Raw genomic sequence first — 11,995 nt, 5'->3', positions numbered from 1 at the left:
ATGAGGAGCTGTCATGGCTGAAGAAGGCTTACGGCCCATCGTTATCAAGCGTATCAAGAAGCACGCCGGCGGCCATCATGGCGGCGCGTGGAAGATTGCCTATGCCGACTTCGTGACGGCGATGATGGCCTTCTTCCTGCTGATGTGGCTGCTTGGCTCGACCGCCAAGGGCGATCTGGCCGGGATTTCCGAGTATTTCAAGCAGCCGCTGAAAGTGGCCATGTCGGGCGGCAGTGCCGCCGGCGACAGTTCTTCCGTCATCAAGGGCGGCGGCAAGGACATTACCCGGCAGGATGGCCAGGTCAAGGCCAGCAATGATCAGGATGCCACCAAGAAGGTGAGTCTGCAGCAGGCCAAGGCAGCGCTGGAAGCGGAAGAAAGCACGCGTCTGCAGTCGCTCAAGGAAAAGATCGAGAACAAGATCGAAGCCAATCCTCTGCTGAAAAAGTACAAGGATCAGCTGCTGCTCGATATTACCAGCGAAGGCTTGCGGATCCAGATAGTGGACGAGCAGAACCGGCCCATGTTTGCTTCGGCCAAGGCCGAGCTGCAGCCCTACACGCGCGAGATCCTGCACGAGATTGGCTTCGTACTCAATGATGTACCGAACAAGATTGGCCTGTCCGGCCATACGGATTCGACCCCGTTTCTTAGTGACAACGGTTATAGTAACTGGGAACTCTCCTCTGACCGGGCGAATGCCTCGCGTCGCGAGCTGATCGCCGGTGGCATGGCCGAGTCCAAGGTATTGCGGGTAGTGGGACTGGCGTCGGCCAACAATCTCGACAGGGCGGATCCCTTCAATCCCGTCAACCGTCGCATCAGCATACTGGTGATGAACAAGCGTACCGAAGAAAGCGTGCTGCGTGATGGCGTACGCCAGATCGAAGTCGGGGCGGAGGAAGAAGCGGCAGCGCCACCGGCGCGTGGAGTTCCCCCGGTGCGCAAATAAGTGCCCCATCAACGAGACAGTTATGACGAGAAAAAAGATACTGGGATCGCATGTCAAACGCCTCATGTCGGGCGTCGCGGACCATGGGCGCCAGCATTTGACGGAAGTGGAGACGGATCTGATCCAGACCGGCCTGCTGCTGGAAGAAGCCATCGAAAAATTGTCCTTCAACTTTATGGCCATCCATAAAGCTGTCGAGGCGGAACAGGCCACCATCACCCAGTTGCTGGCCGGCGGCGAAATCAGTGAAGAGCAACGCACCCAGCTGGCCGCGTTGCAGGGACAGGTAGGCGGCTATGTGAATGCCGCCATTACCAGTCTGCAGTTCCAGGACATGACTAGCCAGCTGCTAGACCGTACCCTCAAACGTGTTACGGGCTTGCGCGAATTCCTGAGTACCATGAGTGCGCACGGTGCCGAAATGCTGCCCGATAGCGATAACGAAGAGATCGTCGACCTGCTCGGCAAAGTCAGCATGGCGCTGGCAGTCCAGAGCCTGGAGCTGCGCAGCGTGCTGCGCAAGGCGGTCAGTCAGCAACATCTGGAGAGCGGCGACATCGAACTGTTCTGAGTGCCGCCCCAGAATATGAATCAACCGGACTACGGGTCCGAACCTTAATGAGTGAGAAAAGAAATGGCCAAGACGATACTTGCAGTTGATGATTCCAGTTCCCTGCGCCAGATGGTGGCCTTCAGCCTGAAAGCGGCTGGCTATCAGGTAGTGGAAGCAGTGGACGGCCAGGATGGACTGGACAAGGCCAAACAGCAAACCGTCGATCTGGTGCTGACCGACCAGAACATGCCGCGCATGGATGGCCTGCAGCTGATCAAGCTGCTGCGCGAGCTGCCCGCTTACCAGAAAACCCCGATTCTGATGCTGACCACGGAATCGTCGGATGAAATGAAATCCAAAGGCCGTGCGGCCGGCGCCAACGGCTGGCTGGTCAAGCCGTTCGACCCGCAACGGCTGATCGAGGTAGTGAAGAAGGTCATAGGCTGATCCCGCGCAGGCAAACATGCTGAGTGTAAACAAGGGAGTATCACCATGACCATCGATATTAGCCAGTTCTTTCAGGTCTTCTTCGATGAAGCCGAAGAATTGCTGGCTGAAATGGAACGGCTGTTGCTTGCCGTCGATGTCGAGCATCCGGACGCGGAAGACCTGAATGCCGTGTTCCGGACCGCCCACTCCGTCAAGGGCGGGGCGTCGACTTTCGGCATCACCGACATGACCGAAGTGACCCATATTCTGGAAACCCTGCTCGATCGCGTGCGCAAGGGTGAAATGCGGCTGACGGCCGAGCATGTGGATGCCTTCCTGGCCGCCAAGGATATTCTGAAAATGCAGCTCGATGGCCACCGCCATGGCAGCAATGTGGATCAGGATGCCGTCGGCAATGTGCGCATGATGCTGCAATCGCTGGCGCAGGACGTGCCGGTGACTGCCATGGCGCCGATAGCGCCGTCGTTCCATTCGAACGAAGCGCACGCGGTCGATCACAGCGGCGGCAAGCGCTTCCGGCTGGAGCTGCCAGCCATGGCGCACCGCGAAGTGCAGGCGCTGGGTGCGGAACTGGGTCTGATGGGCCATGTGTCGATCACGCCGCTCGATAAAGACCGCAATGCCATGCTGGTCACCACCCATGAGAGTCTGGATGATCTGATCGCGATCTGTTCCTTCGTGCTCAATCCGGACGACATGAAGGTGACCGAGCTGCCGCCGCTCGACGACGCGCAGGCCAGACTGGAAGGCGACGAACGCGCCAAGGTGGAGAATGCGCTCGGTTACGGCTTCTTCGATAACACCGAACTGCAGCCGCAGGGTGGCGCTGCGGCCAAGGATGGCGAAGGCTATGGCTTCTTCCAGCCGCTCGACGAAATCCGCGCCAATGCGGAAGCGAGCAGCGAAGATGCGCGCGGCTACGGTTTCTTCCAGCCGGTAGAGCAGATCCGTGCCAATGCCGGCATCGTCGATAGCGGCCCGACGCCGCAGCAGATCGCCGAAGAGGAAAAGAAAGCGGCTGCCAAGAAAGAGGAAAAAGCGCACCCTGTGCCGCATGGCGCGGGCGCCGAATCGTCCTCGATCCGGGTGTCGATCGAAAAAGTCGACCAGCTGATCAATCTGGTGGGCGAGCTGGTGATTACCCAGGCCATGATAGAGCAGCGGGTCGGCATCCTCGATCCGATGAAGCATGAGCGCCTGCTCAACGGGGTCAGCCAGCTGACGCGCAATACCCGCGATCTGCAGGAAGCCGTGATGTCGATCCGCATGATGCCGATGGACTTCGTGTTCTCGCGCTTCCCGCGCATGGTGCGCGATCTGGCGGCCAAACTGGGCAAGAAAGTCGATTTCATCACCAATGGCGCGGCCACGGAGCTCGACAAGGGCCTGATCGAGCGCATCGTCGATCCGCTCACCCATCTGGTGCGTAATTCCATCGACCACGGCATCGAAATGCCGGCCGTGCGGCGCGCCGCCGGCAAGAGCGATGCGGGGCGGCTGTTCCTGTCGGCAGCCCATCAGGGTGGCAACATCATCATCGAAGTGTCCGATGATGGCGGCGGCCTGAATCGTGAAAAGATCCTGGCCAAGGCCGAGCAGAATGGTGTGCCGCTGAGCGAAAACATGAGCGACGCCGACGTCTGGCAGCTGATCTTTGCACCGGGTTTCTCTACTGCGGAACAGGTCACCGACGTGTCGGGCCGAGGCGTGGGCATGGACGTGGTCAAGCGCAATATCAGCGCCATGGGCGGGGTAGTGGATATCCGTTCGGCGCGCGGTTTCGGCACTACCATCTCGATTTCGCTGCCGCTGACGCTGGCGATTCTGGACGGCATGTCGATCCGCGTGGGCGAGGAAGTCTACATTCTGCCGCTGGGCTTTGTGGTGGAATCGCTGCAGCCGGTGCCGGACGATGTCAAGGAAATCAGCGGCAAGGGCCGCGTCATCAAAGTGCGTGGCGAATACCTGCCGCTGGTGCCGCTGTACCAGATGTTCGACATCACGCCGCGCTTTACCGATCCCTGCCAGGGCATCGTGGTGATCATCGAAACGGAAGGCCGCAAAGCCTGCCTGTTCATCGATGAACTGGTGGGTCAGCAGCAGGTCGTGGTGAAGAATCTGGAGTCGAATTATCGCAAGGTAGCAGGTATTTCCGGTGCCACCATCCTCGGTGATGGCGGTGTGGCCCTGATTCTCGATGTGGCAGCCCTGATCCGCTCGTCGCGGCAACTGGCTGACGAACAGATTTTTAGCTAACTCTCGTCAAGGACTTCGATATGGCAGACATACTGAGCAATGCAGCCGAGGAAATCGCCGGACACGAATATCTGGCCTTCACGCTGGGCAAGGAAGAATACGGCATCGATATTCTGAAAGTGCAGGAAATCCGCGGCTACGAAACGGTGACGCGGATAGCCAACGCGCCGGAATTCATCAAGGGCGTGATCAATCTGCGCGGCATCATCATTCCCGTGGTTGACATGCGGATCAAGTTTCAACTTGGCGAACCCGTGTATGACCAGTTCACTGTGGTAATTATCCTCAATATCAGCGGACGGGTAGTGGGCATGGTGGTGGACTCGGTTTCCGACGTGACCACGCTGACGCCCGAGCAGGTCAAGCCGGCGCCGGAGATGGGCACGGCCTTCAGCAGCGAGTATATGGTTGGACTGGGCACCATCGATGAGCGTATGCTGATATTGGTGAACATCGACAAACTGATGGCCAGTGAAGAAATGGGATTAATGGAACAGCTGGCGGCCTAAACCGCGCCGCTAACGCAGTTCGCAAGGAATACAAGCGCCCAGAAGAGTGCGCCACAAGAGTTTCATAATTAAGGCAGGACCCCGGTACGCACTGCGGCCTGCCAGCATAGACAGCTAGGGGAGAAACAACATGAATTTACGCGATTTCAAGATAGGTGCACGGCTGCGTCTGGGCTTCGGCGCTATTTTGCTGATACTGGTAGCCATGGTCCTGATGACCAACTATCTGAACTACAGCAATAAGAGCAAGCTGACCAAGGGGCTGGAACTGAGTACCAGTAAAAATCTGCTGGCCGGCACCATGAAGAGCGCCATGCTGGAAACCGGCATAGCCATGCGCAACATCGGTCTGCAATCGGACGTCAGCCTGATGCAGAAGGAAGAGCAGAAAGTGAAAGACCAGCGTGCCCGCTATGAAAAGGCCGTGGTCGATCTGAAGGCGCTGGGCCTGAATGAGGCGGAAAAGAAAGCCCTGTCCGAAATCGCTGCGCTCGACGCCGATGTGGACAAGGCCTTCAAGGAAGCCATTGGCCAGGTGCTGGCGTTTAACAGCGAAGGCGCGGCCAAGGTGATTTCCGGCCGTATCGATCCGCTCAACCAGCAGACGCTGGGTCTGATCAACAAACTGGTGGAAATGCAGCAGGCCAATGCGGCCGAAGTGATGGCTGGTTCCGTGACTGCCGACCGCGGCCTGATGGTGCTGCTGTTCGTCATCGGCGGCGTGGCCGTGGCCATCGGCGTGGTGTGCGCCGCAGTGACCACCCGTTCGATTACCGTGCCGCTGGCCGGCGCCGTAGCCGTAGCGCAGAAAGTGGCAGCGGGCGAACTGACGTCGCACGTGCACGTCGAAGGCCATGATGAAACCAGCGAGCTGCTGCAGGCGCTGAAAGACATGAACGAGAGTCTGGCCAAAACGGTGGGCGATGTGCGTACCGGTACCGAACTGATTTCGACGGCGTCGCAGGAAATCGCTTCGGGCAATGCCGATCTGTCGGCCCGTACCGAAGCGCAGGCCAGCTCGCTGGAAGAAACCGCGTCCTCGATGGAAGAGCTGACCAGCACCGTGAAACAAAATGCCGACAATGCCCGTCAGGCTAACCAGCTGGCCGTGACCGCGTCGTCGGTGGCAGAAAAAGGCGGCATGGTGGTCTCGCAGGTGGTCGACACCATGGGTTCGATCAAGGCATCGTCGAGCAAGATCGTGGATATTATCGGCGTGATCGACGGCATCGCTTTCCAGACCAATATTCTGGCGCTCAATGCTGCAGTGGAAGCCGCCCGTGCCGGCGAACAGGGCCGCGGCTTCGCCGTGGTGGCGTCGGAAGTGCGTAATCTGGCCCAGCGTTCCGCTGGCGCTGCCAAGGAAATCAAGGAACTGATCAGCGACTCGGTAGAGAAAGTCGATGCGGGCAGCAAGCTGGTGGACGAAGCAGGCCAGACCATGGATCTGGTGGTGACCTCGATCCGTCAGGTGGCCGACATCATGGGCGAAATTACGGCGGCAACCCAGGAACAGAGCAACGGCATCGAAGAAGTCAATCAGGCCATCACCCAGATGGACGAAATGACCCAGCAGAATGCTGCGCTGGTGGAAGAAGCTGCCGCTGCGGCCGAAAGCATGGAAGAGCAGGCCCAGATGCTGGCGCAGGCTGTGAGCATCTTCAAGCTGTCGTACGATCAGGATGCGCGCCGTCCGGCGGCGCGCGTGCTGCCGCGTCCGGCTGCTGCGCCGGCACCTGCTCCGGCCCCAGCTCCCGCCGTCGCTGCACCACGTCCGGCGGCGGCGCCCGCGCGCGCTGCCGCACCGAAAAAACTCAGCACTCCTGCCCCCGCTGCAAGCGACGAGTGGGAAGAGTTTTAAGCAGCAAGGCCGCACGCCTTCCGGCGTGCGGCTGGCACGGCATCTTCGCGACTGAGTTAAGGATTTAAGAATATGCCGCATACCAAAGGCAGTAAAGAATTTGAATTTCACGCCAAGGACTTCGAGCGTGTACGCGGGCTGATCTACAAGCGGGCCGGCATTTCGCTGGCCGACAGCAAGCAGGAAATGGTGTACAGCCGGCTGGCGCGGCGTCTGCGCGCCACCGGCATCGAGTCGTTCGGCAAATACCTCGACGATCTGGAAGCAGGGCGACTGGGCGACGACGAGTGGGAAGCGTTTACTAACGCGCTGACCACCAATCTGACCTCGTTCTTCCGCGAAGCCCATCACTTCCCCCTGCTGGCGGAGCATATCCGCGGCAAGCGCGAGACCATCAATATCTGGTGCTCGGCCAGCTCCACCGGCGAAGAACCGTATTCGATCGCCATGACGGTGTGCGAAGCGTTCAATACGCTCACGCCGAACTGCCACATCATCGCCACCGATATCGACACCAATGTGCTGGCCCATGCCGCCAACGGCGTCTATACCATGGACCGTCTGGACAAGATGGCGCCGGAGCGGGCGCGGCGCTTTTTCCTGCGCGGCAAAGGCGACAAGGCCGGCTATGCGCGCGTGCGGCCCGAACTACGTAATCTGATCACCTTCAAGCAGCTCAATCTGCTGGCCGAAGGCTGGCCGATCAGCGGCCAGTTCGATGTGATTTTCTGCCGCAATGTGATGATTTATTTCGACAAGGCCACCCAGCGCAAGATCCTGGCGCGCTTTGTTCCGCTGATGAAACCGGATGCGCTGCTGTTTGCGGGCCACTCGGAAAACTTCCTGTACGTGTCCGATGCGCTGAAACTGCGCGGCAAGACCGTGTATGAACTGGACGATCAGCATCGTGGCGCGGCGCAAAAAGCTGCTGCCCGGCTGTGAGAGGAAATTATGGACCTCGAACAATTTGCCACCAATGTGTATTTTGACCGGACCTTTAATTGTCAGGCCGCCAAAATCCTGCCGGGCGAGTATTATTATACGAACAAGGAAATGGTGATCGTCACCGTGCTCGGTTCCTGCGTGTCGGCCTGCATCCGCGACCGCGTGACGGGGCTGGGCGGGATGAACCACTTCATGCTGCCCGATGGCGGCGAACCGAATAGTCCGGTATCGGCTTCGGCCCGTTATGGCACGTATGCGATGGAGGTGCTGATCAACGATCTGCTCAAGGCCGGCGCCAAGCGCGAGAATCTGGAAGCCAAGTGCTTCGGCGGCGGCGCTGTGCTGAAGGGATTTACGGCGATTAACGTGGGCGAACGCAATGCCGCCTTCGTGCTCAATTTTCTGAAAGTGGAAAAAATCCGTGTGGTGGCGGAAGATCTCAACGATGTGCACCCGCGCAAAGTGTATTACTTCCCCCGCACGGGCAAGGTATTGGTCAAGAAACTGATGCAGACTCATAACGATACGCTGGTTAAACGCGAAATCGAGTACGCCAGCCGCCTCAAAGTGGCGCCGGTGGCTGGTGAGATTGATCTGTTCTGATCCATGTAGCAAGGGCCATTTGCCCGGAAAGTAGTATGTAATGAAGACCAAAGTTCTGATCGTGGACGACTCGGCGCTGATCCGTAGCGTCATGAGCGAGATCATTAATAGTCAGCCCGACATGCAGGTGGTGGCGACGGCACCGGACCCGCTGGTGGCGCGCGAGCTGATCAAGCAGACCAATCCCGATGTGCTGACGCTGGACGTGGAAATGCCCAAGATGGACGGGCTGGACTTCCTCGAAAAGCTGATGCGTCTGCGTCCCATGCCGGTGGTGATGGTGTCCTCGCTGACCGAGCGCGGCTCGGAAATCACCATGCGCGCGCTGGAGCTGGGCGCCGTCGATTTTGTTACCAAACCCAAGATTTCGATCCAGGCCGGGATGCGCGAATACACCGACTTGATTACTGATAAGATCCGTGCGGCCGCCAAGGCCCGTGTGCGCGCCCGTACCCTGCCGGTAGCGGGCGGCGAAGCCCATAGCCAGCTGCCGCAGCTGCGCAATCCGCTGACGTCGTCGGAAAAGCTGATCATCATCGGCGCTTCGACGGGCGGCACGGAAGCCATCCGCGAATTCCTCATGCAGATGCCATCGGACTGCCCGGGCATCCTGATTACCCAGCACATGCCGGAAGGCTTTACCCGTTCGTTTGCCCAGCGGCTCGACTCGCTGTGCAAGATTTCGGTGCAGGAAGCGGCCGGCAACGAGCGTATTCTGCCCGGACACGCGTATATCGCGCCCGGCCATTCGCATCTGTATCTGGCCCGTAGCGGCGCCAACTACATGACCCGCATCGATCAGGCCGACCCCGTCAACCGTCACCGTCCGTCGGTGGACGTGCTGTTCCGTTCGGCGGCCCAGCATGCCGGCAAGAATGCGGTCGGGGTGATCCTGACGGGCATGGGCAAGGATGGCGCGGCCGGCATGCTGGAAATGAAGCAGGCGGGGGCGCATAATTTTGCCCAGGATGAGGCCAGCTGCGTGGTATTCGGCATGCCGCGCGAGGCGATTGCCATAGGCGCCGCCCATGAAGTGGGGCCGCTTTCGGCCCTGCCGGGCATGGTGCTCGGCCACCTGGCCGCACACGGAATGCGGGCATTGCGCGTATAAAATGTCAAGTGTGACGTTTTAGTGCGACTTTGTTCGCCTTCAAGCAACGAAAATGCTATCCTACAACTTGCTCGCAATTGCAGACACTATTAACAACCGCGTAGAGAAACAACGGAGTAATTCATGGCTGATCCAAAGATGAAATTTTTAGTTGTAGACGATTTTTCGACGATGCGCCGCATCGTCCGGAATCTGTTGAAAGAACTGGGTTATGCCAATGTCGACGAAGCCGAAGACGGCGTGATGGCGTTGGCCAAACTGCGCGCTGAATCGTTCGATTTCGTCGTGTCGGACTGGAACATGCCAAATATGGATGGTCTGACCATGCTGCAAAACATCCGTGCCGATCCCGCTCTGGCCAAATTGCCAGTGCTGATGGTGACTGCGGAAGCCAAGAAGGAAAACATCATTGCTGCCGCACAAGCCGGCGCCAATGGCTATGTGGTGAAGCCGTTCACCGCAGCTACGCTGGATGAAAAACTCAACAAGATCTTCGAAAAACTCGGAGCTTGAGGATGGTGGAGCAGCACAGCGGCACCGGAGCAATGGTGCCGAATGAGGAGTTTCTGTCGCGTATAGGCCACATGACGCGCACGCTGCACGACAGTCTGCGCGGCCTGGGCCTCGATAAACTGATAGAGAAAGCCGCTTCCGACATTCCGGATGCGCGTGACCGCCTTGATTACGTGGCGCGGCTGAGCGAAGATGCAGCCCAGAAGGTGTTGAACGCGACCGACGCGGCCAGTCCCTTGCAGGACCAGATAGGCGGCGACGCCCGCACCCTGAAGGCCGAGTGGCATGGTTTGCTGGCGGCCGGCGAGCAGGCAGATAACGCTGCGTGGCGGGCGCTGGCGGAGCAGACCATAGCGGCGCTGGATCAGGCCGCAGCGGGCACCAGCCAGACCAAGGCCCATCTGATGGAAATCATGATGGCGCAGGATTTTCAGGATCTGACGGGGCAGGTGATCAAGAAGGTCACGGCCATCGCGCAGAATCTGGAACAGCAGCTGGTACAGATGCTGGTGGATTTTGCGCCGGAGCAGATGAAAAAGGAGCTCGACGACGGTCTGATGAACGGACCGCAGATCAACCCGACGCGCGAAAATGTGGTGGCCGATCAAGGGCAGGTGGATGACTTGCTCGACAGCCTAGGTTTCTGACCCGTTCCGGCCCGCCCAGTGCGGGCCTCTCTCATTGGGCCTTGCAGCATGCATCAGACCGCTTTCCTAGTGCGTGAACCGCTGCTCGATGCGCGCCAGCGCGTGCTCGGCTACGAGTTGTGCTGGTCGGCCGCAGCGGCCACGCCAGACGAGCAGGAGCTGCTGCTGGCGTTTGTCGCCAGCCAGCTGGTCAGTCCCGAAGGCGACTGGCTGCTGCGCGATAAATCCCTGTTTCTCGAAGCCGTGCCGTCCATGCTGTCGGCCGATGCCCTGCACCAGCTGCCGCCGCAGCACACGGTGCTGGCGCTGAAGGCGGCCACTTTATCGCACCCCGATACCATGGCGGCCGTGCAGGGGCTGCGCGCCGGCGGCGTGGGCATCTTGCTGCGCGAGGCAGACCTGCTGCGCATCGGCACCCGTTTGCCTACCATCGCCAGCTATGTCGAAGTGCGTTTCTCCGGTGCCGATGTGGCCGATCAGGCGCGCAACTACGCGGCCCTCAAGCATGCTGCCGTGGGGATGGTGGCGCGGCCTGTCAGCAACTGGGCCGATTTCGATGCCTGTGCGCTGCTGGGCCTGAATGCCTTTGTCGGCAAGCTGCACCTGACGCCGCGCCCCAGCAATGACCAGAAGGGCCTGAACCCGGCCCAGACCATCATCATGCAGCTGATGCAGATGGTGCGCCAGAATGCCGATGTGGGCCAGATCGAGGCCGTGCTCAAGCGCGATGCCACGCTGTCCTACAAGCTGCTGCGCTTTATCAATTCTGCCGGCTTCGGCGCGGGGCGGGAAATCCAGTCGTTGCGGCAGGCGCTGGCGCTGCTCGGCTATGCGCCGCTGTATCGCTGGCTGACGTTGCTGCTGGCCACGGCCAGTACCACCGGCTATTCGCCTGTGCTGCTGGAGACGGCGGTGGTGCGGGGGCGGCTGGCCGAACTGCTGGCGCAGCAGGCGCTGGGCAAGGGCGAGGCCGAGCAGGTGTTTGTGGCGGGTATGTTCTCGCTGCTGGACCGTCTGCTGGGCATCAGCATGGATGAAGTGCTGGCAGCCATTCAGCTACCGGACGATGTGGTAGCGGCCTTGCGCAACCGCGACGGCAAATACGGCCCGTATCTGGCGCTGGCCGAAGCTTGCGAACTCAATTCGGATCTGGTGTCATCTCTGGCGGTCGCGCTCAAGCTGACGCCGCTCGAAGTCAATACCGCCCATCTGGCCGCGCTGGCGTGGGCGCAGAACGTGGCCGCTTAAAAGCGCTTGGAAGGTGGCGAACGCGTATCGCGGTCAAGGCCACTCAGTCATTTCCGCTCAAAGCTAGTTCTGCCCTTTGTGCACTGCTGCACCAGTCATTCCTATCTGAATTAAACTATTTATTCCGGTTTAATACCTGCAATTGAAGTTAGTAGGTGAATTTCAGAAAGGCATATTTTGCAAATGACAGGCAGCTTCCGCCCCGAAGCGGAAGTCGGTTTGATCTTGCCCCCGTATGACCGGACACATCCTATCGCTTAATTAACGCCGCTTTCCTGAGCTCGGCGCAGCAGCTCCCTCCTGAACATTCGAGGTGATTTCAATTTTAACGACGAGTGCGGATGAAC

Annotated in this window: 12 protein-coding genes; all 12 read left to right on the top strand. The window is 59.5% G+C overall.

What is annotated here, in order from left to right; translation table 11 throughout:
* Nucleotides 1–13 precede the first annotated feature (13 nt).
* The 12 genes from motB to GTP27_RS15655 all read left to right on the top strand — a co-directional run bounded on the left by motB (nucleotide 14) and on the right by GTP27_RS15655 (nucleotide 11,648).
* A complete protein-coding gene (gene motB / locus GTP27_RS15710; RefSeq protein ID WP_161040124.1) occupies nucleotides 14–952 on the top strand; it encodes a flagellar motor protein MotB in 939 nt (312 codons plus the stop codon).
* A gap of 22 nt (nucleotides 953–974) precedes the next feature.
* Nucleotides 975–1,523 (top strand): chemotaxis protein, encoded by a 549-nt coding sequence (locus GTP27_RS15705; protein WP_202416843.1) that lies wholly within the window; start codon nucleotides 975–977, stop codon nucleotides 1,521–1,523.
* Between the two features lie 63 nt (nucleotides 1,524–1,586).
* Entirely contained in the window at nucleotides 1,587–1,952 is a 366-nt protein-coding gene (locus GTP27_RS15700) for a response regulator (RefSeq protein WP_161034935.1), read from the top strand.
* 45 nt (nucleotides 1,953–1,997) lie between these two features.
* Nucleotides 1,998–4,211 (top strand): chemotaxis protein CheA, encoded by a 2,214-nt coding sequence (gene cheA / locus GTP27_RS15695; protein WP_161040123.1) that lies wholly within the window; start codon nucleotides 1,998–2,000, stop codon nucleotides 4,209–4,211.
* Between the two features lie 20 nt (nucleotides 4,212–4,231).
* Nucleotides 4,232–4,720, top strand: coding sequence for a chemotaxis protein CheW (locus GTP27_RS15690; protein ID WP_161040122.1), 489 nt, complete (start codon nucleotides 4,232–4,234; stop codon nucleotides 4,718–4,720).
* 130 nt (nucleotides 4,721–4,850) lie between these two features.
* Nucleotides 4,851–6,581, top strand: coding sequence for a methyl-accepting chemotaxis protein (locus GTP27_RS15685; RefSeq protein WP_161040121.1), 1,731 nt, complete (start codon nucleotides 4,851–4,853; stop codon nucleotides 6,579–6,581).
* 72 nt (nucleotides 6,582–6,653) lie between these two features.
* The gene (locus tag GTP27_RS15680; RefSeq protein WP_161040120.1) at nucleotides 6,654–7,523 is read left to right on the top strand and encodes a CheR family methyltransferase; all 870 of its coding nucleotides are present in this window, start codon (nucleotides 6,654–6,656) and stop codon (nucleotides 7,521–7,523) included.
* 9 nt (nucleotides 7,524–7,532) lie between these two features.
* Nucleotides 7,533–8,129 (top strand): chemoreceptor glutamine deamidase CheD, encoded by a 597-nt coding sequence (cheD, locus tag GTP27_RS15675; protein ID WP_161040119.1) that lies wholly within the window; start codon nucleotides 7,533–7,535, stop codon nucleotides 8,127–8,129.
* Between the two features lie 40 nt (nucleotides 8,130–8,169).
* On the top strand, nucleotides 8,170–9,240 hold the full coding sequence (locus GTP27_RS15670; RefSeq protein ID WP_161040118.1) for a protein-glutamate methylesterase/protein-glutamine glutaminase: 1,071 nt from the start codon (nucleotides 8,170–8,172) through the stop codon (nucleotides 9,238–9,240).
* Between the two features lie 123 nt (nucleotides 9,241–9,363).
* Nucleotides 9,364–9,753: a chemotaxis response regulator CheY gene (gene cheY / locus GTP27_RS15665; protein ID WP_008450066.1), complete on the top strand. Its 390-nt coding sequence runs from the start codon at nucleotides 9,364–9,366 to the stop codon at nucleotides 9,751–9,753.
* 2 nt (nucleotides 9,754–9,755) lie between these two features.
* Complete coding sequence (cheZ, locus tag GTP27_RS15660) at nucleotides 9,756–10,400, top strand: protein phosphatase CheZ (RefSeq protein ID WP_161040117.1); 645 nt, start codon at nucleotides 9,756–9,758, stop codon at nucleotides 10,398–10,400.
* A gap of 48 nt (nucleotides 10,401–10,448) precedes the next feature.
* Entirely contained in the window at nucleotides 10,449–11,648 is a 1,200-nt protein-coding gene (locus GTP27_RS15655; protein ID WP_161040116.1) for an EAL and HDOD domain-containing protein, read from the top strand.
* Nucleotides 11,649–11,995 lie beyond the last annotated feature (347 nt).

It is taken from the genome of Duganella qianjiadongensis (genome assembly GCF_009857915.1).
GTDB classification, from domain to species: domain Bacteria; phylum Pseudomonadota; class Gammaproteobacteria; order Burkholderiales; family Burkholderiaceae_D; genus Rugamonas; species Rugamonas qianjiadongensis.
The sequence above is the reverse complement of the archived record's forward strand: the minus strand, read 5'-3'. Positions and strand labels throughout refer to the sequence as shown.